This is a genomic window from Evansella halocellulosilytica (assembly GCF_002335745.1).
In the GTDB taxonomy this organism is placed as follows: domain Bacteria; phylum Bacillota; class Bacilli; order Bacillales; family Salisediminibacteriaceae; genus Bacillus_CA; species Bacillus_CA halocellulosilytica.
Genome location: NZ_NIST01000001.1, coordinates 5,206,025 through 5,230,686, shown reverse-complemented (window position 1 = coordinate 5,230,686; position 24,662 = coordinate 5,206,025). Strand labels below are relative to the sequence as shown.

The 24,662-nt window shown below is 40.0% G+C and carries 17 protein-coding genes and 2 pseudogenes; all 19 read left to right on the top strand.

Translation table 11 applies throughout. The features are described 5' to 3' along the window. The first annotated feature begins 776 nt into the window (after positions 1 to 776). The 19 genes and pseudogenes from CD001_RS24735 to hisH all read left to right on the top strand — a co-directional run bounded on the left by CD001_RS24735 (position 777) and on the right by hisH (position 24,657). The gene (locus CD001_RS24735; RefSeq protein ID WP_096190229.1) at positions 777 to 2,489 is read left to right on the top strand and encodes a PDZ domain-containing protein; all 1,713 of its coding nucleotides are present in this window, start codon (positions 777 to 779) and stop codon (positions 2,487 to 2,489) included. Positions 2,490 to 3,264: 775 nt separating this feature from the next. Then, positions 3,265 to 4,536 (top strand): group II intron reverse transcriptase/maturase, encoded by a 1,272-nt coding sequence (gene ltrA / locus CD001_RS24730; RefSeq protein WP_096186455.1) that lies wholly within the window; start codon positions 3,265 to 3,267, stop codon positions 4,534 to 4,536. A 470-nt stretch (positions 4,537 to 5,006) separates the two neighbouring features. Further along, complete coding sequence (gene uvrB / locus CD001_RS24725) at positions 5,007 to 6,992, top strand: excinuclease ABC subunit UvrB (RefSeq protein ID WP_096190756.1); 1,986 nt, start codon at positions 5,007 to 5,009, stop codon at positions 6,990 to 6,992. Between the two features lie 7 nt (positions 6,993 to 6,999). Further along, positions 7,000 to 9,876: an excinuclease ABC subunit UvrA gene (gene uvrA / locus CD001_RS24720; protein WP_096190228.1), complete on the top strand. Its 2,877-nt coding sequence runs from the start codon at positions 7,000 to 7,002 to the stop codon at positions 9,874 to 9,876. 320 nt (positions 9,877 to 10,196) lie between these two features. Next, positions 10,197 to 11,785: pseudogene (locus tag CD001_RS24715) on the top strand (IS1182 family transposase). Positions 11,786 to 12,132: 347 nt separating this feature from the next. Continuing rightward, on the top strand, positions 12,133 to 13,242 hold the full coding sequence (locus tag CD001_RS24710; protein ID WP_096190227.1) for a DUF4097 family beta strand repeat-containing protein: 1,110 nt from the start codon (positions 12,133 to 12,135) through the stop codon (positions 13,240 to 13,242). Between the two features lie 86 nt (positions 13,243 to 13,328). Beyond that, entirely contained in the window at positions 13,329 to 13,529 is a 201-nt protein-coding gene (locus tag CD001_RS24705) for a PspC domain-containing protein (RefSeq protein WP_096190226.1), read from the top strand. Beyond that, the gene (locus CD001_RS24700) at positions 13,529 to 13,885 is read left to right on the top strand and encodes a phage holin family protein (RefSeq protein ID WP_096190225.1); all 357 of its coding nucleotides are present in this window, start codon (positions 13,529 to 13,531) and stop codon (positions 13,883 to 13,885) included. The genes CD001_RS24705 and CD001_RS24700 overlap by 1 nt, the downstream gene beginning before the upstream one ends. A gap of 601 nt (positions 13,886 to 14,486) precedes the next feature. Then, the gene (hprK, locus tag CD001_RS24695; RefSeq protein ID WP_096190224.1) at positions 14,487 to 15,425 is read left to right on the top strand and encodes an HPr(Ser) kinase/phosphatase; all 939 of its coding nucleotides are present in this window, start codon (positions 14,487 to 14,489) and stop codon (positions 15,423 to 15,425) included. Between the two features lie 177 nt (positions 15,426 to 15,602). Continuing rightward, positions 15,603 to 16,472, top strand: a complete 870-nt coding sequence (lgt, locus tag CD001_RS24690) for a prolipoprotein diacylglyceryl transferase (RefSeq protein ID WP_096190223.1) — start codon at positions 15,603 to 15,605, stop codon at positions 16,470 to 16,472. Between the two features lie 101 nt (positions 16,473 to 16,573). Next, a complete protein-coding gene (locus CD001_RS24685) occupies positions 16,574 to 17,530 on the top strand; it encodes a nucleoside recognition domain-containing protein (protein WP_096190222.1) in 957 nt (318 codons plus the stop codon). A gap of 114 nt (positions 17,531 to 17,644) precedes the next feature. Next, entirely contained in the window at positions 17,645 to 18,322 is a 678-nt protein-coding gene (gene ppaX / locus CD001_RS24680; protein ID WP_096190221.1) for a pyrophosphatase PpaX, read from the top strand. A gap of 44 nt (positions 18,323 to 18,366) precedes the next feature. After that, positions 18,367 to 18,879 carry an acyltransferase gene (locus tag CD001_RS24675; RefSeq protein WP_096190220.1) on the top strand — a complete coding sequence of 171 codons (513 nt, stop codon included), beginning with the start codon at positions 18,367 to 18,369 and terminating at the stop codon, positions 18,877 to 18,879. A 453-nt stretch (positions 18,880 to 19,332) separates the two neighbouring features. Then, positions 19,333 to 19,729, top strand: a pseudogene (locus CD001_RS27430) (IS1380 family transposase); the annotation flags it as partial. A 598-nt stretch (positions 19,730 to 20,327) separates the two neighbouring features. After that, entirely contained in the window at positions 20,328 to 21,518 is a 1,191-nt protein-coding gene (locus CD001_RS24665; protein WP_096190218.1) for an ATP phosphoribosyltransferase regulatory subunit, read from the top strand. Continuing rightward, positions 21,515 to 22,171, top strand: coding sequence for an ATP phosphoribosyltransferase (gene hisG, locus CD001_RS24660; RefSeq protein ID WP_096190217.1), 657 nt, complete (start codon positions 21,515 to 21,517; stop codon positions 22,169 to 22,171). The genes CD001_RS24665 and hisG overlap by 4 nt, the downstream gene beginning before the upstream one ends. Further along, positions 22,168 to 23,463: a histidinol dehydrogenase gene (hisD, locus tag CD001_RS24655; protein ID WP_096190216.1), complete on the top strand. Its 1,296-nt coding sequence runs from the start codon at positions 22,168 to 22,170 to the stop codon at positions 23,461 to 23,463. Before hisG ends, hisD begins: the two co-directional genes overlap by 4 nt. Further along, positions 23,438 to 24,031 carry an imidazoleglycerol-phosphate dehydratase HisB gene (hisB, locus tag CD001_RS24650; protein WP_096190215.1) on the top strand — a complete coding sequence of 198 codons (594 nt, stop codon included), beginning with the start codon at positions 23,438 to 23,440 and terminating at the stop codon, positions 24,029 to 24,031. The genes hisD and hisB overlap by 26 nt, the downstream gene beginning before the upstream one ends. Continuing rightward, positions 24,031 to 24,657, top strand: a complete 627-nt coding sequence (hisH, locus tag CD001_RS24645) for an imidazole glycerol phosphate synthase subunit HisH (protein ID WP_096190214.1) — start codon at positions 24,031 to 24,033, stop codon at positions 24,655 to 24,657. The genes hisB and hisH overlap by 1 nt, the downstream gene beginning before the upstream one ends. The last annotated feature ends 5 nt before the right edge of the window (positions 24,658 to 24,662 follow it).

The window sequence follows — 24,662 nt, the reverse complement described above, 5'->3', positions numbered from 1 at the left end:
ATACTATATTTACCTGAATAATCAGATAAAACTGTTGAAAAAATAACCATCATTTCTAAATAGGAAACGATGGATGTTCTAGGTTGATTGAAGAACGAAAGGCGGCGACTCCAATGGGATCAGTGCAGTCTGAAAATCCATTCTGACGATGCTTCGCTGAGTCAGAATTAGTTGAAGACAAGCCCCATGGAAAGCGTCCGCCGGGAGGGATGAGATCGTGAGATATCATACTTCTCTTTTAAAAAAAAGGCTGTTGAGAAAACTTTCTCAACAGCCTGGAGGCCATATGTGGCCTTCTTTTTTTACACTAACACAATTCAATTTATAAAACCTATGATAATCGTATAACTGCAATTGAGGGTTTCGCCATTAAGTCTTGCACAAAAGCATAGGCGTTTCTAGGCAAGTATAATTCACTTCCTGAGAACCTCTTTAACGATAGGCCAAGTTTTGTTTAGAGATCATAACTGCGTTTGACGTAAAACGTTATGTCAGTTGATGAAAAATTAAGTCGATCTTATGAGAAAAAGAACTTTTTTTTTTATCAATTTGTTTTACAATGAAAGGAAGGATTATTCTGAAAACGTACCTTTCATGTACGAATTCATGCTAAACTATAAGGACAAGGATTTTCATTAGAATGCAAAGACGATGATGATTCAATGTGACATACTTATACATAAGTGGTACGCTTTTTAACGATAAGCCAAGTTTAGTTTATGAAAACAGTTTTTTTTAATTGGAATAACGACACTTCATATCGGGGAGGGATTCATTTGGAAGTCGTAGGCTGGGAATTGTTAAAAGCGGTCGGGCAGATTTTTTTACACCCATTAACGTACATATTTTTTCTAACAGCCATTTGGCTTGGGTTTCGCAGAGTTAAAAGAGAGCGAATGGATTTTCATACGCGTGTATATGACTTTATCCACGAAATTACTTTTCCGCTCCTTGTCGGATTAGCAGGTGCAGGGATTTTATCAGCTATCATTCTTACGGCTGGAATTGAAATCCCGCTCGGAATGTTCATATTAATCGCTGTACTCTGGGTTTTATTGCTTCCGTTTAAACAAGTGCGCTGGCTAAGTATGACCACAGTAGGTGCAATCGCAATGTTATTAACCTTTGTATTGCCTGAAGGTGGTACCCAATATTTTGTTATAAATGAGTGGCTTACCGAAATAAATAAGATGAACGTTACTGGATTTGCATGGCTGCTAGCCATTTTATTCGTAACAGAAGCAATCTTTCACTTGATTCAAGGATGGAAAAAAACAACACCAAGATTAAGGAAAAGTAAACGAGGAAAAACAGTTGGAGTGCACGAAGTAAACCGGCTGTGGTTTTTACCAATTTTCTTGCTCGTTCCCGGAGGAGCTTTAGCATCTGTCGGATGGTGGCCACTATTTCCGGCAGCAGAAGGAGATAGCTCAGGGCTTATCTTAGTTCCGTTCATATTAACATGCCAAGTTGCTGTTCAAAGTCAATTGCCAGAACAAGGTATAAAGCAATTTGGAAAAAGAATGTTAGTTGTCAGCTTCATTCCTATTATTGTTGCGAGTGTGGCAATTGTTTGGCCTTTTTTAGCGCCACTCGTTGCTGCAATTATTCTATTTTCAAAAGAAATTTTATACTTTTCGTATCATTCGATGGATAACAGTCGGAACAGTATGTATGGAAATCAAGCAGAAGGGTTAATGGTGCTTGGGGTATTACCGGGTTCAACAGCTGAAAAAATGGAAGTCCAAGTTGGAGAAGTGATATCTAAAGTAAATGGATATGAAGTCGATTCACAACGGGATTTATATGAAGCTCTCCAATTCAACCCTGCTTATTGTAAATTAGAAGTGGTTAATTTAGATGGTGAAATCCGCTTTGCTCAATCATCAAGGTATGAAGGAGATCACCACCAAATAGGGATATTGTTTATTCCGGATGATACCAATATTAATTTATCTCCGAGAGCGTTAAGGTCTTCTGTTGTGATTCATAAAGATCGTGAAGTCGTAAAGGAAGAGGTCATAGAGGACGGGCGAAGTGAACTGAAATTACTTGATGAAAAGTTACCAGACGAAACGATAGTAGAAGATGGTACAAGTAATGAATCAGATGAACGAGAAGAATTGGAAGTTGCTCATAAAGATGCCGAAAAGCTTGTAGTAAATGAAGAGTCTTTTGTCAGTGAGACATATGAAGAGGTTGCGACATCAGTTGAAGAAAGTGAAGATGAAGAAATACAGCTTTTTAAAGACAAAAAGGAAGCTGAAAAGCTTACTGAATCATTGGCAGCGGAAGAGGACGGTACCGATCAAACGAGTGATGAAGAAGAAATGGAGTTTCCGTATGGACAAGCTTCTAATTTGTCTGCCTTTTATGAGGAATTCAGTAATAGTAAAATAGAGAGAAATCGCTGGAAACCTGATGTTTCAGAAGAGGAAATGAAAGAAAACAAAAAAAATCGTGATGAAGAGACACCTCATAAAAAATAGTAGTAGTATATGCGGCTGGAATATAATATTCATGAACACCATCATAGGGCTAATCCTAAGATGGTGTTTTTCGCGAGTGGCAGCACATGTGCTAAAGGGTGAAAGTCCCGAATGCATCGACTAGCCGGCAAGCATTAGCTGACAGGTAGTGCGTTGACTGTGAAGTAGCGTGCGGAGGATCTGAAGGCAAACCTCTGAACAGAGCTGATATCCCATGTTGGCACGAGAGTTGGATGACTGTGCAAGACAACAGAAAGTCCGAATAGTTAGAAACTCAAAGTGTTATGAGGGCTGGGTTAGAGGGAAAGTACATGATGTGACCCATTGAGATCTCCCTGCTTCCTAAAGTAGGTACTGATGTCACAAGGCTAAGCCAAGGACACAGGATGAGCTTTAAAGGGAGAAGTCAGAGATCGCCATAGTAGTGAAGAAGCACATGCCAATGACCTACTGGCGACAGTAGCGAGGACAGCACATGAGTGAAACTGTACATAGATACAGTTGCGAACCTATACTCAAAAGGTAGGGATTCGTGCGAAGGGCGTGACCCATAGAAGAACAATGTGAGTAGGCTTACTTATGACTGCGGAAGTAGACAGAAGCTGGACAAGAGCCAAGGGGGCTGATGCCAGGGTGGAACAGAAGGGTACACCGTCTACCGCCAAATGAGATGCACAAGTTATTGCCGTGAGCTATCAACCTTGTAGAATCACATTTATATGGGGAAGCAGAAACAAAGGAAGAAGCGAAAGCAATGGCGTAAGGGGAATAACAGATGAAAAGACGTGTATGGTACAGTTTGTATGACAAAGTGTACAAGAAAGCGAATCTAGTAAGTGCCTTCTATCAAGTGAAGAAGAATAAAGGTGCACCAGGGGTTGATAAGGTAACAATTGAAGGCTATGAAGCAAAGCTGGAGGACAATCTAGAAGTGCTCCAACAGAAGCTAAAAGATAAACAATATCGACCCAAACCTGTTCGACGAAAGATGATCGACAAAGATAATGGCAAGAAACAACGTCCACTAGGGATACCAACGGTGGAAGATCGCATCGTACAAGCTTCTCTTCGAAATGTATTGGAACCGATCTTCGAAGAAGAATTCCTTCCGTGTAGCTATGGTTTTCGGCCCGGAATAAGTGCTCATATGGCTTTAGACAAAGTCACTGAACACTTGAATGCAGGATACCATTATGTCATCGATGCCGACTTACAATCCTACTTTGACACGATCCCACATGATAAACTGGAACATCAAATAAGGAAACGAGTGACAGATGGGTCTATAATCAAACTCATTCACCGTTTTCTCAGAGCAGGTGTCATGGTAGGAGATCGATACGAAGATACCCCTGAGGGAGCTCCGCAGGGTGGCGTGCTAAGTCCATTACTTTCGAACATCTACTTACATCAGCTTGATCAACTGATGACTGAGCGAGGTCACCGAATCGTCCGTTTTGCGGATGATTTTATCATTCTTTGTAAAAGTTCAAAAGGCGCAGAAAGAGTTATGCGAAGTGTCTCAAGATTTCTTGAGGAAGAGCTAAGTCTAACTGTGAATCAAGAAAAGACTAAAGTTGTCAACGCCAACAAAGAGCCATTTACATTCTTAGGCTATGAATTCATCGGAGATATTCGAAGAATAGACCCTAAGAAAGAGGCGACATTCAAGGAACGAGTGAAAGAAATGACTCGTCGAAACCAAACAGTTGATATTCAACTACTTATCCAAGACAAATTAAATCCATACATTCGAGGTTGGGCAAATTATTTTCGTTATGGAAATGTGAAGAACAAATTCAAAGTATGGGATAGCTGGATAAGAAGACGGTTACGAATGGTACAACTAAGAAGCTGGAGACATATAAAGAACCTCCACCGCCTTCTGAGAAGAAAGGGATGGAGGGAAGAAAACCTTAGAGGAATCCGTATGTTTGCTTGGCGAAGTTCCAAAAGTCCAATGGTTCATGCGGCACTAGACAATAAGTTCTTTTCAGAACTTGGACTCGTTAGTTTATCATCTGTTTATGATGAACGTTATCTCTAAAAGGGATATATGGGAAGAGCCACATGCGAAGATCCGCACGTGTGTGCTCTGTGAGAGGCGTGGTCAGTAATGGCGACGCCTACTCGGTTTTGTTACTATGTGAAACGAACTTACATTACGAGTATAATCTATAATAGAAAATTACATTATTTTACACATCATTGTGTGGGATCTGATCCTTAACTATGATCGAATATACGTTCGTGTTTTTCTTATTTTGTGTTATAATGATAAACATAGGTTAAGAATGGGGAGTAAAGGAAATATAGAGAAGTACGATGATTTGTTTCGAATATTAATATTCGTTATGCTAGATATCTTATAAGACAATTTACTTGAATCACAAACTAATCGTACTTTATAAAAATAGATCAATCAGTTAGTGTTTTAAAGATAAATATAGACGTATTCATTTTGACAATATACATGTTTAATATGAAAGAGGAGGTAAGGTTACGGTGGAACAACCAATGAGTAATACGTTTGATTTACATTCGAAATATTCACCACAAGGGGATCAGCCAAAAGCGATTAAGGAACTTGTCAAAGGTGTAAATGAAGGAAAACGATATCAAACATTACTAGGGGCGACAGGAACTGGGAAAACGTTTACCATTTCGAATGTCATAAAAGAAGTAAATAAACCGACACTTGTTATAGCACATAACAAAACGTTAGCTGGTCAGCTATACAGCGAGTTCAAAGATTTTTTCCCGAACAATGCTGTTGAATATTTCGTAAGTTACTATGATTATTATCAGCCGGAAGCTTATATTCCGCATTCTGATACATACATCGAAAAAGATGCGAGCATCAATGATGAGATTGATAAGCTACGTCACTCGGCCACCAGTTCACTTTTTGAAAGAAATGATGTCATTATTGTTGCCAGTGTTTCGTGTATTTATGGTTTAGGTTCTCCGACTGAATATAGAGATTTAGTCGTTTCATTACGGACAGGAATGGAAATTGAACGAAATACTTTGTTACGAAATTTAGTTGATGTGCAGTATGAACGAAATGATATCAACTTTACACGTGGAACGTTTCGCGTAAGAGGAGATGTTGTCGAGATTTTCCCTGCTTCAAGAGATGAACATTGCATGCGTGTTGAATTTTTCGGCGATGAGATTGACAGAATTACTGAAGTAGATGCTTTAACAGGGGAAGTACTCGGTGAACGCAACCATGTAGCGATATTTCCTGCTTCACACTTCGTCACCCGCGAGGAAAAATTAAAGCGGGCAATCGTTAATATCGAAAAGGAGTTGGATGAACGATTAGCTGACTTAAATGAAAAAGGAAAGTTATTGGAAGCTCAACGACTAGAGCAGCGTACTAGATATGATATTGAAATGATGCAAGAGATGGGGTATTGCTCAGGGATTGAAAATTATTCAAGGCATCTAACATTTCGTGAAGCTGGTGCAACACCTTATACCCTTTTAGACTTCTTTCCAGATGACTTTTTAATCGTTGTCGATGAATCACATGTTACTTTGCCGCAAGTACGTGGAATGTACAATGGGGACCAGGCAAGGAAAGGCGTACTAGTAGATCACGGATTCCGATTACCATCAGCAAAAGATAACCGCCCTCTCAAATTTGATGAATTCGAGAAACATATCTCGCAAACGATTTTTGTCTCTGCAACACCTGGACCATATGAACTTGAACATTGCCCAGAAGTGGTTGAACAAATCATTCGCCCGACTGGTCTGCTTGATCCATCCATTGACGTCCGGCCAATTGAAGGACAAATTGATGACTTGCTTGAAGAGATTCACATTCGAAAAGAGCGGAATGAACGTGTTCTTGTGACAACACTAACGAAAAAAATGTCTGAGGATTTAACTGATTACTTTAAGGAAATTGGAATTCGGGTGAAATATTTACATTCAGATATAAAAACATTAGAGCGGATTCAAATCATTCGGGAACTGCGTCTCGGAGAATTTGATGTTCTTGTCGGGATTAACCTTCTCAGAGAAGGACTTGATATTCCAGAAGTATCACTTGTAGCGATATTAGATGCTGATAAAGAAGGCTTCTTAAGAGCTGAGCGTTCACTTATTCAGACGATGGGGCGAGCTGCACGTAATGCGAATGGCCACGTCATTATGTACGCAGATAAAATGACAAAATCTATGGAAATTGCGATTGATGAGACGAAAAGGCGCCGTAGTATTCAAAAAGAATTTAATGAAAAACATGGTATCACACCACAAACGATACAGAAAGCAGTTCCGGAATTAATTCAAGCAACATATGCAGCTGAAGAAGAAGAAACATATGATGTGAAAGAAATCGCGAAACACGAGAAAATGAGTAAGAAAGATCGTGAAAAGGTAATCGAACGTATGGAAGCAGAAATGAAGGACGCAGCAAAGAATTTAGATTTCGAAAGAGCGGCTGAACTTCGCGATGTCATTATCGAATTAAAGGCAGGAGGATGAGAGTGAGATGACTCAACAAAATATTGTCGTAAAAGGGGCCAGATCCCATAACTTAAAGAATATAGATGTAACGATACCAAGAAATAACCTTGTTGTTTTGACAGGGTTATCTGGTTCAGGGAAGTCGTCTCTTGCATTCGATACGATATATGCAGAAGGACAGCGGAGATACGTAGAATCTTTATCAGCATATGCAAGGCAATTTTTAGGTCAAATGGACAAGCCGGATGTTGATGCGATTGAAGGGTTATCACCTGCAATTTCAATTGATCAAAAAACGACGAGCAGAAATCCACGCTCGACTGTAGGTACCGTAACTGAAATCTATGATTATTTACGACTTCTGTTTGCAAGAGTAGGGCGGCCGATTTGTCCTAAACATGGAGTGGAGATCACTTCACAGACTGTTCAACAAATGGTTGATCGGATGTTGGAATATCCAGAGCGGACAAAAATGCAAATTCTTGCTCCTGTTGTATCTGGCCGTAAAGGGACGCACGCCAAAATATTTGAAGATGTAAAAAAACAAGGTTTCGTCAGAGTTCGAGTCAATGGGGAAATGCGTGAAGCTGCAGAAGAGATTGAGCTGGATAAAAATAAAAAACATAACATTGAAGTTGTGATCGACAGGATTGTGATAAAAGAAGGAATAGAGGCACGATTAGCGGATTCATTAGAAACAGCGTTAAACCTTGCTGATGGAAGTGCAATGGTTGATGTAATAGGAGACGAAGAACTTTTATTCAGCCAAAAACATTCGTGCCCGCATTGTGGTTTCTCAATTGGTGAGCTTGAACCACGCATGTTTTCCTTCAATAGTCCGTTCGGAGCTTGCAGTTCTTGTGATGGTTTAGGAAGTAAACTTGAGGTGGACCTAGATCTTGTTATTCCTGATTGGAGTAAGTCTTTAAATGATGGGGCAATTGTCCCATGGGTTCCGACGAGCTCTCAATACTACCCTCAACTTTTAAAAAGTATTTGTGACCATTATGAGATTGATATGGAGGTTCCATTGGAACAGCTTCCAAAGCATCAGCTCGATAAAATCTTATATGGGAGCGGAAACGAACAAATTTATTTTCGATATGAAAATGAATTTGGCCGCGTGAGAGAAAAGGAAATTTACTTTGAAGGTGTCGTTCACAACATATCAAGGAGATATCATGAAACGAGCTCAGACTATATTCGAGAGCAAATGGAAGGATATATGGCACAAAAACCATGTCCGACATGTAAAGGGCACAGACTTCGTAAAGAAGCATTAGCTGTAAAAATAGGGGATCAGCATATCGGACAAGTGACAGAGCTCTCTGTAAAAAATGCAAAAACATGGGTCGAGAACTTGCAGCTAACGAAAAAGGAAATGACGATAGCTCATATGATTCTCCGGGAAATTGAGGAAAGACTCGGCTTTTTAATGAATGTCGGCTTGGAGTATTTGACGCTTTCACGGTCTGCCGGGACTCTATCAGGTGGTGAAGCTCAACGGATTCGCCTTGCAACTCAAATTGGATCGTCATTAATGGGGGTCCTTTATATACTCGATGAACCGTCTATTGGGCTTCACCAGCGTGACAATACAAGGTTAATTCGAACACTTGAGAAAATGCGGGATCTTGGTAATACGTTAATTGTTGTTGAACACGATGAAGATACGATGCTCGCAGCAGATTATTTAATTGACATTGGTCCAGGAGCTGGGGCTCATGGCGGAGAGATTACCGCTGCAGGGTCACCGAAAGAAATTATGGAAGATGACCAATCATTAACTGGACAATATTTAGCCGGGAAAAAATTCATTCCGCTACCTGTAGAAAGAAGAAAGCAAGATGGGCGGAAGCTTGCTATTAAAGGAGCAGAAGAGAATAACTTGAAAAAAACGAATGTTCAAATTCCGCTCGGTATGTTTGTTGCTGTTACCGGTGTTTCTGGTTCAGGTAAAAGTACGTTAATTAACGACATTTTATACAAGTCGTTAGCTCAAAATCTGACGACAGCCAAAGATAAACCAGGGAAACATAAGTCGATTGACGGGATTGAACATTTAGAAAAAGTCGTTGATATTGATCAATCTCCGATCGGACGGACACCACGATCAAACCCTGCGACATATACGAGCGTATTTGATGACATTCGCGATGTATTTGCAATGACAAATGAAGCAAAAGTAAGAGGGTATAAGAAAGGCCGCTTTAGTTTTAACGTAAAAGGCGGGCGCTGTGAAGCTTGCCGTGGGGATGGAATTATTAAAATAGAGATGCACTTCCTGCCAGATGTTTACGTTCCCTGTGAAGAATGTGATGGGAAACGATACAATCGAGAAACGTTAGAAGTAAAGTATAAAGGAAAAACGATTGCAGATGTGTTAAATATGACGATCGAGGAAGCATTAGGCTTTTTTGAAAATATTCCTCGTATCAAACGGAAAGTTCAAACACTGTTTGATGTCGGTTTAGGCTATATGACCCTCGGACAGCCTGCAACGACATTATCAGGTGGTGAAGCACAGCGTGTTAAGTTAGCATCGCAGCTGCACCGTCGTTCAAATGGACGTACACTATTTATTCTAGATGAACCGACAACCGGTCTTCACGTAGCGGATATTGAACGTTTGTTGGATGTTCTTCAGCGACTAGTTGAAAATGGTGACACGGTGCTTGTTATTGAGCATAATCTAGATGTCATTAAAACAGCTGATCATATAATCGATCTCGGCCCTGAAGGCGGAGATAAGGGAGGAAAACTTGTTGCTCAAGGAACTCCAGAACATGTTGCTGAGGTAGAAGGATCTTATACAGGTCAATATTTGAAGCCAATATTAGAGCGTGAAAGAATGAGAATGGACAAACGTTTAAAGGAAAAAGAAAAAGTACATTCAACGTGAGTATAGTAGAAGGGGCTGGGACAAAACCCAGTTAATAAGAGTGGCACTCACCGTCGGTGAGTGCCATTTCTTCTTTTTCAGTTATTCATATTATATTTTGGGTTGATTGTTTCAAAAAACACTCGCTTGCCGCGGGCAAGGCTTCAGCTAATCGGGGTAAAATCGCCCCGATGGATCTTCAGCTCTTGCTTTTCCCGCAGGCGTCTCGTGATTTTGACAATCAACTTGGATAAGTCCGTCTAGTTTATACGTATACACAAAAAGGATACCTTCTGATAAAGTTAAAGTATCCACACAAAAACAGAATCGGAGGTATCCTTATGTATAAAGATTATAACATGAATCAAATCATTTTGCCGATGGATTTAGCCTATAAACTTCAGGAAAATGATATCGCTTTTGCCGTGAATGATATGGTAGAAGCCATCCCCGATGAGGCATTCAGTGGATTTTTACGTACAACGGGCTGTCCGGCCTATCATCCCAGAATGATGATGAAGATCATCCTTTGCGCCTATACACAATCTGTCTTCTCTGGGAGAAAAATTGAGGAGCTTTTGAAAGACAGTGTTCGGATGATGTGGCTGGCGCAAGGGTATGAACCAAGCTACCGTACGATCAACCGTTTTAGGGTACACCATGAAGTCCAAGAATTACTACGTCAGTGTTTCGTTCAATTCCGTTGTCAGCTGGTTAAAGAAAAGGTGATTGAAGATGAATCGATCTTCATCGATGGCACAAAGATTGAGGCAAATGCAAATAAGTTTACGTTTGTCTGGCGTAAATCCGTTGAAAGGTACAGCACCCGTTTAGTTGAGAAATCCAATCAACTCTATGAGGAACTTCTAGAACATGAGATCATTCCTGCAATAGAACGGGATAGCCAAAAAGAACTGTCTAACAAGGAGCTCGAAGAGGTCGTTCAGAAGTTGGATGAAACCATTGAAGGTTACGATAACCGGATTGAAACGACTCAAGACACACAGAAACGAAAACAACTTCGCTCAGAACGGAAAGCACCTAAACAGTACCGTAAAAAGTTCAAGGATTTTGCCGCGCGTAAACAAAAATACAAGCAGGATCTTGCGACCCTGGGAGATCGAAACAGCTATTCCAAGACAGACCATGATGCCACGTTTATGCGGATGAAAGATGACTACATGAAGAATGGTCAACTGAAAGCCGGATATAATCTTCAAATTGCAACCGAAGGACAATATACGCTCGCTTATGACATATTTCCAAATCCAACTGATACTCTGACGTTTATCCCTTTTTTGAATACAATTGAAAAAGGTTTCTTTTCGTTGCCATCATTTATCGTTGCGGATGCCTCATCACCTACAGCATGTATCGAAAAGAGAAGAAAAAAGCGTATAGAAACAATGCTTTTAACGTAGCCAATTGGCATTTTGATCAGGAGGGTGAAACATTTATCTGTCCAAATGGTAAGAGAGTAAATTTCCGGTATACTTCGAATAAGACAGATAAAGCAGGGTTTCAACGCACGTTTAAGGTTTATGAATGTGAAGACTGTTCCGAGTGTCCCTTGCGGGCACAATGTACAAAGGCCAAAGAGGGAAATAACCGAAAGGTTTATTACAATGAAAAATGGGAGAACCAAAAAGCTTATATTCGTGAAGTGCTTTCGGAACAGAAAACAGGCGAGATTTACGGGAAACGTAAAATCGATGTCGAGCCAGTCTTCGGGTTTCTGAAGGCTAATTTGCATTTCACCCGAACGTCGGTGAGAGGCAAAAAGAAGGTAAAAAATGAATTAGGATTTGCACTTATGGCGGTGAACTTGAGAAAGTACACCGCCCGACAGTCTCATCAACCTATTTTAGGTCAACAAAACGGTGCCAACTATCGAAAAGCGATAATTGACACCGTTTTTTACTTAATTTGAGACTGTTTTGTCCCAGCCTCTTTTGCGGTTGAAAAAGAATTAGCAGCTTTTTGTATAGCGAGAGTCAGGCGCAAAATTTGGCTTGTTCTTATTTATAAACTGTACGTGGTTAAGGAATAAAGCCCTAATTTTCTACATATCATGAAGTTTAGCAGGAGCTGGAATCGTCGAAGTATCTATTTGAACTAAGACTCAAGACGTAGTCAAAAATCGAATTTAAGACGGTTTTCGATTCTCTTTTGAAACCTTTATAATGATAGTACGTTAAATATAGTAATGAAAAAATAGCAGTTAGTAGTCATACATTTGAAAAATAACTGAGTTGATCTTTTAAGGAGGAGAAGTTGATGCAAGAAGAAAGAAAAAAGATTTTACAAATGATTGAGGATGGAAAGATTTCAGCAGATGAAGGTGTAGATTTATTAAATGCATTAAAAGAAGAAAAAAATGAATCAGAGACTGCAGCCAACGAACAAACAAAATCGCAACGTACCGAGTTATCACGTGAAGTAGATTGGGAAAATGGCGAAAGTTACCGGCAAGCAGATCAAAAAGTATCATCTTTCGCAACGAAATTTACTGACTTTATAGAAGATGCCGTACAAAAAATTAAAGAGTTTGATCTTGATTTTAATTTTGGATCATCTGTTGAAATTCAGCATATTTTCCAACATAAAGAAGCGACAGTTAGAAATGTTGATATTTCTATCGAAAATGGAAGTGTTTCGTTCCGACCGTGGGAAGAGGACGACATTCGTGTTGAGTGTAATGTGAAAGTTTACAAAGTCCGCGATACAGATGAAGCTCGCAGACATTTCTTGGATGAAGTGACTTTTGATTTATCGAATGAAAAGCTCCGATTAGAGTCAAGAAAAAAGACGATGAAAGTGAACACAATCGTTTATGTACCAAAGAGACATTTAGAACGTCTAAAGCTTTATGCGTTTAACGGGAAACTAAGTGGGGAACATGTCTCCGTAAATAACTTTGAAGCAAAGACGGTAAATGGCCGTATAAGCTTTGAAGAAATTGCAAGTGAAGATGCCCGTCTTGAGACAGTGAATGGTACTATCGCGGTAAGTAAATTGATCGCAGATCACTGTGATGCAAAAACTGTAAACGGAACCGTTGCCTTGAATGCAGTAAAAGGCGATATTGATGCGGAAACATTAAACGGCACGATTAACTACAAATTGCTTGAACCAGTTAATAGTCGTGCATATTTTAAGACGACGACTGGGAGCGTCACCGTCGTCGTTCCTGAAGATGTAAAAACTGAAGGAGAACTAAAGTCGACTGTAGGTAGTATTAACTGTGACCTGCCAAACTTATCGGTCATTGATGAGAAAAAGGAATTTGCTAGTAAACAAATGTCGTTTTTATCAAACAAAAACCAAGAAGCATCTGTATATGTGGAAGCAGAAGCGACAACAGGGTCCATTACCGTTAGAAACTAAATGGAATAAATTGTAAAATGCAACAGCAATTAATAAAGGAAAACGTATTTGGATAAATTAGATGTGATTGTGAAAGGAGTGGTCATATGAGGAAACTATACCGTACTGTTGACGACAGAAAAATTGCTGGTGTGTGTGGCGGGCTTGGTCAATACTTTAATATTGATCCAACTGTCGTTCGAATCTTAGCTATCGTGTTAATGATTGTCACAGCAATTGGTCCTGTTGTTCTAGCATATTTCATCGGAATCTTTGTCATGCCAAATGAATCGGAAGTACATCATTAATGAGTTGGATCATCCAAATTGTTGTTAATGCCGTTGTTCTTCTTATTATTTCTCATTTTTTCAATGGGTTTCATGTTGAAGGGATGACAGCGGCATTATTAGCAAGTTTCATTCTTGCACTAGTAAATTTAATTGTGAAACCGATTCTCGTCGTCTTGACGCTACCAATTACGGTATTAACTTTAGGACTATTCCTTTTCGTGATTAACGCGATCACGTTAATGCTTACATCTATATTCATGGGAGGAAGTTTTACGATAGATGGATTTGGAGTAGCAATCGTTGCAGCGATCATATTCGCGATATTAAGTGCACTCATCCATTCATTTATCGTCGACCCGTTAACGAAAAGATAAAGAACTGGCCAAAAATCGGCCAGTTCTTTTTAAAATAAATTTTCAAGTACCAGGTCCCGCACAATTTTGTCGAAAGTATTGACATTTTTCCATATCACCTTTCTACCTTATTACAGTCTTTGTAAGCGACAGGCTCTGCCTGTATGAAAATAAACCTTTAAGGGTCGTAATGCTGAGATCTCTTTAAAAGTACGAATAGATGGAAGGTATTCTGTGTTTCTTCTAGAATATCCGAGGTTTTAAATGCGTCGAGTACGGGTAGATGTCGCACTTGTTCTCTGGAGTGAAAGTGTCCACCTATAGAGATTTCGAATTCTAATTGATCATAAAAAGGGATGTCCTCAAAATACTTTTGGCACGGACCAAATGAATAAGGTCCCTTAAGGGAATATAGTGGTAAATTGTCCTTATAGGGTGAAATTAAAACCGCTCGTTTTGCGGGCGGATAGTTATTACTAAGTAACTTTTGATGTGACGAAAAGCTACAAATTTCATCAATGTTTATGAAACAAAATTTTGGATCACTCATTTTTGTGATAAAATAAAGGCTATCAAAACGTATGATCTCTAATTTTCGACATATACATAGGAGGACGATGAAATGGCGAAAGTCACAGCGAAGGAGCTTATGAAAGAATTTAACTTAACGTTATTAAACAATGAAGAAGAAGTTGCATTTCGACCGATTTCGACGAGCGATATCTCACGACCAGGGATGGAAATGGCAGGCTATTTTACATATTATCCAGCAAAACGAATTCAACTGTTAGGTAAAACGGAGATTTCCTTTTATAAGCAGTTATCTGATGAGGAACAGAAAGACCGGATGGAAAGGTTGTGTACGTATGACACGCCTGGAATTATTCTATCGAGAAATATAGATGCCCCGCAGTATTTAATAGAAGCAGCCGACGAGGTAGGGGTGCCTGTCCTCCAATCAGACGTCACAACGACTCGTTTAAGCTCTCAGCTTGCCAATTTTTTAGAAAGTGAGCTAGCTCCAATGACAGCTGTTCATGGAGTTCTCATTGATATTTATGGAATTGGCGTATTAATTACAGGGAGCAGTGGAGTAGGTAAAAGTGAAACGGCACTTGACTTAGTTCGGCGTGGACACCGCCTTGTCGCTGACGACTCAGTAGAAATTCGCCAAGAACATGACGGAGTTTTAGTTGGACGAGCTCCTGAACTTATTAAACATTTGTTAGAAATTCGTGGACTAGGGATCATTAATGTGATGACACTTTTTGGAGCAGGTGCTGTGCGCAACTTCAAACGAATAGGGATGGTTATCAACTTAGAGCTTTGGGATCAGAAAAAACAGTATGATCGTCTAGGATTAGATGAAGATACGTTAAAAATCTTTGATACTGAATTAACAAAAATTACGATCCCTGTAAGGCCAGGGAGAAACTTAGCAGTTATCATTGAAGTTGCAGCGATGAATTTCCGTTTAAAACGGATGGGGATTAATGCAGCACAGCAGTTTTCAGAACGGTTAACAAATGTAATGGAAGAAGGAGATCGTGAAGAAGACTAAATCATTTGAGTAAGCGTGATCGACCATCTCATATAAGGCTGTTGAATCAATGCGTTGCAATTTATGAAAAAAAATGAAATCAGTTCAATTTGTAAGAAAACATCCTTCCAATGTGATAAAGTGTTAAGTGGAAAAGCTTTACTTCCTCAAAGTGAATGAAATAAAAGAGGTGTCAAAATGATAGGAACAATTGAACCATTAAATCCGATCGCCATTGAACTTGGCCCGCTTACTATTTACTGGTACGGTTTATTAATTGGCCTTGGAGCTTTTATTGGATATTTAGTCGTTAATCAAGAGGCAAAAAAACGCGGACTTCCTAAAGATATGTTTGCTGATTTGCTCTTATTCGCATTGCCTGCAGCGATCGTCGGTGCAAGGCTATATTACGTGATATTCCGTTGGGAACAATTTGCAGACGACCCTGTCAGAGTTTTTGCAATCTGGGAAGGTGGTTTAGCGATTCACGGAGGTTTAATAGGTGCGTTCCTGACAACTTATATTTTTGCAAAAAAACGCGGACTTTCCTTCTGGAAGATTTTAGATATCGCAGCTCCAGGTATACTTATCGGGCAAATCGTTGGCCGATGGGGAAACTTTATGAATCAAGAAGTTTATGGAGGAGAAGTTTCTCGTCAATTTTTAGAAAACATGATGTTGCCTGAATTTATCATTAATCAAATGTACATAAATGGGGCGTATTATCATCCCACGTTTCTATATGAATCTATCTGGAATATCATCGGATTAGTGATCATTCTCTATTTACGGCGTGTCAATTTGCGTCAAGGTGAAATCATTTTAGCGTATGCAATCTGGTATTCAATCGGGCGATTCTTTATTGAAGGAATTAGAACGGACTATTTACTCATTTTTGGTGTGCTAAAAACAGCACAAGTCGTATCAGTCATTACGATTATAGGTGCAATCATTCTCATCATTTACCGACGCAAATCTGGACTTGCAGATAAAAGGTATTTAGACGAAGAAGCACCGCAAAAGTCACCGGCAAACAAAACGAAGAAGAAAAAGAAAAAGAAGAAATGATATTTTTAAAGTGTAACGGTGCGTTAAGGAAATCGATCCTTGACGCTTTCTTTTTTTTAGCAAATAATGACTAGTATGGATGAAAACGAAGGAGGCTAAAGATGAAGACAATAAAAAAAGGCTTATTAGTAGGTCTCCAAACAACATGGACGTTAGGGAAAATTATTTTTCCGATTACATTAATTGTTACGATCCTCAGTCAAACTGTTGTGATGGACTGGTTGACGACGATGCTTTCACCATTAATGGGATACATAGGGTTAACTGGAGAAGCGGCAATCCCGCTCGTTTTAGGGAATGTCCTTAACTTGTATGCCGCTATCGGAGCAATGCTCACGATGGATTTAACAGTAAAGCAAGTATTCATTCTCGCAGTAATGCTCTCGTTTTCTCACAATTTATTTGTCGAGTCAGCAGTAGCTAAACAAGTTGGCGTGAAAATTTGGGTCGTTTTGCTCGTTCGAATTGGTCTTGCTTTATTATCAGCTTGGTTCATCCATCTTTTTTGGCAAGGGGGAGCAGAAAAAGCACAATACGGATTCGTTCCTTCAGGTGGAATGGAAAACATTGAAGGGTATGGAGCAATTGCGCTTCACGGTATGCAAAGCGCGGTTATTGGGATTTTACAATTAGCTGCCATCGTCATACCATTTATGGTATTCATTCAAATTATGAAAGATTTAAAGTGGCTAGATGTTTTTTCGCGGTGGATGTCTCCATTCACTAGAGTGCTCGGCATTCGTGAAAATACGTCTACTACATTGGCAGCCGGATTATTTTTCGGACTCGCTTATGGAGCTGGAGTGATGATCCAGGCGGTGAAAGAAGACGGTGTGAAGAAAAAAGATTTATATCTTGTCTTTATCTTTTTAGTAGCCTGCCATGCAGTCATAGAAGATACGTTAATCTTCGCTCCGCTCGGTATTCCGCTCTGGCCGTTACTGCTCATCAGGCTCGTGACAGCGATCCTATTAACGATCGCCGTCGCCATCATTTGGAATCGAATTGAAAAGAAACAGCACCAAGAACAAAGTGATACAGCAACAACCCAAGCATAAAACAAAAAAGTTCATAGACCTGGTACCCGAACTTTTGTGAGAATCGGTTGACTTTTAAGTGGTTGTTGATCTAAATAGCAAGAATGAAGATATACAAAAAAGGAGTTTTTAGTGATGAAACAGGCAAACAGTCATATAGATACGGTTTTATTTGATTTAGATGGCACGTTAATCAATACGATAGAGTTAATTGTTGAATCTTTCCTCCACACGATGGAACATTATTACCCAGGAAAGTATGAGCGTGAAGATGTCATTCACTTTATTGGACCGCCGCTTTCAGAAACGTTTGAGAAGCTCGACCCTAATAAAATTGAGGAAATGACTAATGTTTACCGTACATTCAATCATGAAAAGCATGATGAATTAGTACAGGAGTATGAAGGTGTTTATGAAACAGTTAAAACTTTGGATGAGCGAGGCTACAAGCTCGCAATCGTTACGACAAAACGTCGCGAAACCGCATTAAGGGGAATGCAGCTTATGAACCTAGATCGATTTTTCGATGTTGTTGTTTCGTTAGATGAAGTAACGAATTACAAGCCAGATCCAGAACCTCTTCTTATGGCACTGAATGCTTTGGACTCCAAACCAAAGACTGCCATCATGGTAGGTGACAGCGAGCACGATATTCTTGGAGGAAGAAATACAGGGACGAAAACAGCGGGTGTTGCTTGGAGTATAAAAGGAGAAGCACACCTTGCCTCATTCGAACCTGATGTTATGCTGAATACGATGCCTGATTTGTTAACATATTTAGGGATTGACACGAAGACGACACCATCTTCATAAGTCAATCTCATGATCTTCGAAATAAACAGAAAGAGGTGCGAGTAATGAGGCGCACAACGAGATATCCGGTTAAAGAAGCAAATTCATTATGGCAAATTTATCGAACCGTCCCATTTTTAAAAGTTGTAAAAAACTTTATCGTCATTCAAATGGCAAGATACACCCCATTTCTTGGCATGAAAAACTGGTTATATCGTACTTTTCTAAAAATGAAAGTCGGGGATCAAGCAGCAGTTGCGTTAATGGTAATGATGGATGTCATGTTTCCCGAAAAAATAAGCATCGGAAAAAATAGTGTCATCGGATATAATACAACGATCTTAGCCCATGAATATTTAATTAAAGAATATCGTCTCGGTGATGTTCACATCGGGGACAATGTCCTGATTGGGGCAAACTCCACAATCTTGCCAGGTGTTGAAATTGGTGAGGGGGCAATTGTTTCTGCAGGTACACTTGTCCATAAAGATGTCCCACCAGGAGCATTTGTCGGAGGAAACCCGATGCAAGTGATCAAAACGAAGGAACAACGTGAAGCAGAAGAAAAAAATATGTAAATCCGTCTCAGATCATTTTCTGAGGCGTTTTTTATGCAAGTGGAAATTTGGGATAAATTGGAAGTTAATCGCAATTACCTGAATCCGTGATGAATTAATTTATTCTTTGTATGAATCGTATAAATCTTTCGATTTAACTTGGTGGAGTAAATACTCGAATCCGTAACTGGCGGACGCTTTCCGCGGGCACGTCCTCAGCCTCCTCAACGCAAAGGCCAGCGTCTGCGGGGTCTTCAGCTATTGCTCCTGTCTCTTCCTCTACGAGTCAAGCTTTGTAGCATATCCGTCGAGACAACTCGTAGTTGATTCTAGAAGCTTTGCTCGTCGCTGGAGTTGCCGCCTTTCACTTCTTCGAGTGAACAGAAGATTCTTCATAAATAAGTCTTCAAACCTTGTTTTAATTACAAAAGGAACTATTATTTTATTTAAATTCTTATTCACCAGGAAGGTGTTATGATGAAATTTATTTTAGAAGCCTCTGATGAAACATTATCCACTCATTCTGGATTAGGTCTAATTGGTTTACTTTTATCAAAAACGGAACTCTCCACTCGTTTAACTAGCTTAAATGTTCCTGAGATAAATTCTGCTCCAGCCATTAGAAATGGTGATGTCATCACATCTTATATCGGGATTCTATGTCAGAGTAAGAACGATTTTGACCATATTGAACCATTCTGAAAAGATCCCTTCTTCCATCGTGCATTAGGTATAAAAAGTGTTCCATCGAGTGCTACTTTTCGACAAAGAATGAATCAAATATCTAAAGGACAACTCAAATACCAAGAAAGAAGGAGTGAGCAGGACTTATAAAGGGTGTGACGGTTATGCACCGAATTTTAGCTACATTGGTTGATATGACAGGAATCTACGAGACTGTCTCTTCCTCTACTAGTATGGCTCTGTCGTATATCCGTCGAGACAAATCGATGTATTTTCGAAGAAGCAATCCTCTTTCCTGTGGGAAAAGCTCGCGGATCGCCCGCGGAAAGCGAGTAGATGTATGGCATATCAACTCGGTTATCACGGATTCAGGCATTATTCAGAATTTCTCGTAATAAAATCTCCCCCGCCCCCCGAAATTACTTATAATTCCGCGCGAAGAATAGAAAAACGCGAAATCCACCAATATCCATATATCCTCAACTATGAAACGAATCAACTTCTTTTTACAAAAAATAAACTTTCAAATAATTCATAGCTTTTTGTTGACGGATGGTGTGAATCCTTGTAGACTACTAATTATCATCTTTATTGCATTATCACATTAGTGAACTAAAGTGAATTGTGTTAAAACACATTAAAGCAAATGAAGTAACGAGTTCGAACAATCTTAATATATAAATGCAACAACCTTTTATAAAACAGCTTTTAGTAAAGAAATCGCACGTAATCCGCATACTAAAATAAGACGATCGGATAAATAATGAACTTGAGGTGTTAGCTGCATGTCGAAGAGATATATGTTTGAAAAACCAATTGGAATGAGAGACACGTTGCCAGAGTTATACGAATTAAAAAGACAAGTTCGAGACACGATTTCAAGCGAAGTTGCTCGTTGGGGGTATTCGTCTGTTGAAACACCGACTTTAGAATATCACGAAACGGTGGGAGAAGCGTCAGCGATTCTTGATCAACAACTTTTTAAACTATTGGATCAAGAAGGAAATACGTTAGTTTTACGGCCGGACATGACAGCCCCGATCGCAAGAATCGTAGCTTCAACGTTAAAAAATGCTGAACGTCCATTACGGCTTACGTATGACGCACCTGTTTTCCGGTCACAGCAGCGTGAAGGAGGCCGATCAGCGGAATTTGAACAAATTGGCGTGGAGTTGATTGGCGATCAATCGAACAGTGCTGATGGAGAGATTGTTGCACTTATGGTCGCTTCATTAGAAAAAGCCGGACTGAGCTTCTTTCAAATTGCCATTGGTCATGTCGGGTTTGTTAATGCGCTACTAAAAGATATATTAGGCAATGATGAGCGTGCTGGAATCTTTCGCAAATATTTATACGAAAAAAATTACGTCGGATTCCGCCAAGAGGTTGATCAGCTTACATTGTCATCGATAGACCGCAGGCGCTTGAACGAACTTCTACATCTAAAAGGCGGAACAGAAGTGATCGAGAAGGCTAGAACACTAGTGGAAACGAATGAAGGTCATCAGGCTATTAACGAATTAGAAAACTTAATGAATGTGTTATCATCCTATCATTTAATGGATCATATCTTAATTGATTTAAATTTAGTTATGCATATGAGTTACTATACAGGGACGGTATTTGAAGCATACAGCGATGAATTAGGGTATCCGCTCGGAAGCGGGGGCAGGTATGATGAACTGCTTAGTAAGTTTAATGAGGGAGAACCTGCAACTGGTTTTGGTATCCGCCTTGATTATTTAACTGAAGCGTTAGGAAAAAAGAAAGAAACGGTGCTACATGATATTTGCCTTGTTTTTAGCGAAGAACGCAGAAAAGAAGCGATGAATCAAGCGATGGAGATGCGTAAAAGTAATCGCTCAGTCGTGATGCAAGATATAAGAGGGATTACGAATATCGATGCGTTTACGAATCAATTTCGTGAAGTCATTTACTTAGTCGGCTCTAACGGAAAGGGAGGGAGTCAATCATGACAGAAAAAGAAGAAAACGTATTAACGGTAGCAATGCCGAAAGGACGAATTTTTGAAGAAGCTGTCGCCCTTTTAAGAAAAGCAGATTACTCGCTCCCGCCGGAGTTTGAAGAGTCTCGGAAGCTGATCATCGATGTTCCAGAAGCGTCAATGCAATTTATTCTAGCTAAACCGATGGATGTACCAACGTATGTGGAGCATGGTGTTGCAGATGTCGGGGTCGCTGGAAAAGACGTGATGATTGAAGAAAAACGCGATGTATATGAAGTACTCGATTTAAAAATTAGTGAATGCTATATGGCGGTGGCTGGACTGCCGACTTATAACCCACAGGCAGATATTTCACCGAAAATTGCAACGAAATATCCGAACCTTGCTTCTGAATATTTTAGACAGCAAGGAGAACAGGTTGAAATTATTAAATTAAATGGCTCGATCGAATTAGCACCAATCGTAGGTTTAGCTGACAGAATCGTTGATATTGTTTCTACAGGAAGAACACTTAAAGAGAATGGACTCGTGGAAATGGAAACGATGATGTCCATTACATCGCGTTTTATTGTGAACCCTGTCAGTTACCGAACGAAGTCTGGACAAATTGACGACATGGTCAACCGGCTTGCATCTGTCATCGAAAAGGAGAGGGCACGATGAAAATCATCCAATTAAGTGAAAGGCCATCGTTGAAGCGTTCCATTGACCATGGAACGGATGAGCAGAAGGTGGCTGTCATGAATATACTTACCGACATGAAAAAAAATGGTGATCAAGCACTCAAGACGTATACGAAACAGTTTGACAATGTTGAACTCGATAACCTTCTCGTTTCAGAAAAAGAAACGGTGGCAGCTTATGAAAAGGTCGATGAGAAAACGATACAGATTATTCGGGAAGCACGAGAAAATATTTATGATTTTCATAAGCGCCAAGTGCAACAGTCATGGATGACGACAAAAGTGGATGGTACGATTCTCGGTCAAAAAGTGACCCCGCTTGATGCAGCTGGCGTATATGTACCTGGAGGAAGAGCGGCTTACCCATCCACGATTTTAATGAATGTAGTACCCGCTCAAGTAGCAGGAGTGTCACGAATTGTGATGACTTCTCCACCGCAAAAAGACGGTAGTTTAAATCCAGTTGTACTAGTCACTGCGGCGGAATTAGGGGTGAAAGAGATTTATAAAGTAGGCGGTGCACAAGCAATTGCTGCCCTTGCTTACGGAACAGAAACGATCTCATCTGTTGATAAAATCGTAGGACCTGGAAATATATTCGTAGCTTTAGCGAAGCAGCACGTATTTGGAATTGTAGATATCGATATGATTGCTGGTCCGAGTGAAATCGTTGTTTTAGCAGATGACCGTGCAAATCCAGTTTATATTGCAGCAGATTTACTGTCACAAGCTGAACACGATCCGTTATCATCCGCCGTTCTCGTCACGACGTCAGAAGCTGTTGCTAGAACGGTTGCTGAAGAGGTAGAGAACCAACTGTCGACATTGCCAAAACGTGAAATCGCCAAACAAGCAATAAGCAACCATAGCGTTATTTATATAGCTGAACATTTAACAGAAGCCATTCAGGCAGTTAATGAATTAGCACCAGAACATTTAGAAGTGATGATTCAAGATCCGTGGACACACTTAGCGAAAATCCGTCATGCAGGAGCGATCTTTATCGGTGAACATAGTTCAGAGCCTGTCGGTGATTATTTTGCTGGACCGAATCATGTGCTGCCTACGAATGGAACAGCACGGTTTTCCAGTCCGTTAACTGTCGAAGACTTCACGAAAAAATCGAGCATTATTTCTTATACGAAAGATGCTTTAGAGCGTGATGCAGATAAAATTGCAGCATTTGCTAGGCTTGAGGGGTTAGAAGCCCATGCAAGAGCGGTTGAAAAGCGATTGGAGGAGACAGATGGAAAAGAAAAGAGAAAGCCTTAAAGCGAGAAAAACGAATGAAACGGACATCTCACTTCAATTTTTAATAGATGGTGAAGGAAATGCGGATATTGATACGGATGTACCGTTTATGAGTCATATGCTCGATCTTTTTACACGCCACGGTCTGTTTGATTTAAAAATCTCAGCAAAAGGTGACGTAGAGATTGACGACCATCATACGACAGAAGATATCGGTATCGTTTTAGGAGAAGCATTAAAAGAGGCTGTCGGTGATAAAGCTGGTATTCGACGATATGGGAATGCTTACGTACCGATGGATGAAGCACTCGCCCAAGTCGTCATCGATGTGAGCAACCGTCCGCATTTAGAATTTCGTGGTGAACTGCCTGCTGCAAAAGTAGGTACTTTTGATACGGAATTAATTAAAGAATTTTTATGGAAGTTAGCGTTAGAAGCTCGATTGAACTTACATGTCATCGTTCATTACGGCGAAAACACTCATCATATCATCGAGGCAATATTTAAAGCGTTAGGACGGGCACTTGACGAAGCGACGATGTTTGATCCACGCGTGAAAGGTGTACCTTCTACGAAAGGAAGTTTGTGATGATTGGCATTGTTGATTATGGGATGGGGAATTTGCATAGCGTGACCAAAGCGCTTGAAAGAATTGGTGTTACCCCGTTTATTTCGGAAAAAAAAGAAGAACTTGAAAAGGCAGACCGGCTCATTTTGCCAGGCGTTGGTTCATTCCGTGATGGGATGGATGAACTAAGGAAGCGAGACCTTATCGAATTTTTACAAGATTGGTCAATGCGAGGACGTTCATTGCTTGGAATATGTTTAGGAATGCAATTATTGTTTGATGAAAGTGAAGAAAATGGTTTAACGAAAGGACTTGGACTGTTACCTGGAAATGTGAGGCGTTTTTCCGGAAAAACTGAGGACGGAAAATCTTATAAAGTGCCGCATATGGGGTGGAATCAGCTTCGTTTGCATCAAATTGATCACCCAATTTTAATGAATGTCTCTTCTGGCCATGTATATTTTGTTCATTCATATGCCGTTGACGTGAAAGATACGGATGTATTAATTGCCTCGACTCAGTATGGACAGCTCGTTCCTGCAGTCGTTGGTAGTGACTCTGTATGGGGGACACAGTTTCATCCGGAAAAAAGCAGTACTTTAGGAATGACGATGTTGCATAACTTCACGAAATGGAAAGGAATGTGAGCTTG

What these genes read in the sequence shown, in the direction of transcription:
- CD001_RS24685 (WP_096190222.1), top strand. Translation starts at nt 16,574, where the DNA reads ATGAAGACAATAAAAAAAGGCTTATTAGTAGGTCTCCAAACAACATGG.
- hisD (WP_096190216.1), top strand. Translation starts at nt 22,168, where the DNA reads ATGAAAATCATCCAATTAAGTGAAAGGCCATCGTTGAAGCGTTCCATT.
- ltrA (WP_096186455.1), top strand. Translation starts at nt 3,265, where the DNA reads ATGAAAAGACGTGTATGGTACAGTTTGTATGACAAAGTGTACAAGAAA.
- hisH (WP_096190214.1), top strand. Translation starts at nt 24,031, where the DNA reads ATGATTGGCATTGTTGATTATGGGATGGGGAATTTGCATAGCGTGACC.
- uvrB (WP_096190756.1), top strand. Translation starts at nt 5,007, where the DNA reads ATGAGTAATACGTTTGATTTACATTCGAAATATTCACCACAAGGGGAT.
- hisB (WP_096190215.1), top strand. Translation starts at nt 23,438, where the DNA reads ATGGAAAAGAAAAGAGAAAGCCTTAAAGCGAGAAAAACGAATGAAACG.
- CD001_RS24705 (WP_096190226.1), top strand. Translation starts at nt 13,329, where the DNA reads ATGAGGAAACTATACCGTACTGTTGACGACAGAAAAATTGCTGGTGTG.
- hisG (WP_096190217.1), top strand. Translation starts at nt 21,515, where the DNA reads ATGACAGAAAAAGAAGAAAACGTATTAACGGTAGCAATGCCGAAAGGA.
- ppaX (WP_096190221.1), top strand. Translation starts at nt 17,645, where the DNA reads ATGAAACAGGCAAACAGTCATATAGATACGGTTTTATTTGATTTAGAT.
- CD001_RS24700 (WP_096190225.1), top strand. Translation starts at nt 13,529, where the DNA reads ATGAGTTGGATCATCCAAATTGTTGTTAATGCCGTTGTTCTTCTTATT.
- uvrA (WP_096190228.1), top strand. Translation starts at nt 7,000, where the DNA reads ATGACTCAACAAAATATTGTCGTAAAAGGGGCCAGATCCCATAACTTA.
- lgt (WP_096190223.1), top strand. Translation starts at nt 15,603, where the DNA reads ATGATAGGAACAATTGAACCATTAAATCCGATCGCCATTGAACTTGGC.
- CD001_RS24675 (WP_096190220.1), top strand. Translation starts at nt 18,367, where the DNA reads ATGAGGCGCACAACGAGATATCCGGTTAAAGAAGCAAATTCATTATGG.
- CD001_RS24665 (WP_096190218.1), top strand. Translation starts at nt 20,328, where the DNA reads ATGTCGAAGAGATATATGTTTGAAAAACCAATTGGAATGAGAGACACG.
- CD001_RS24710 (WP_096190227.1), top strand. Translation starts at nt 12,133, where the DNA reads ATGCAAGAAGAAAGAAAAAAGATTTTACAAATGATTGAGGATGGAAAG.
- hprK (WP_096190224.1), top strand. Translation starts at nt 14,487, where the DNA reads ATGGCGAAAGTCACAGCGAAGGAGCTTATGAAAGAATTTAACTTAACG.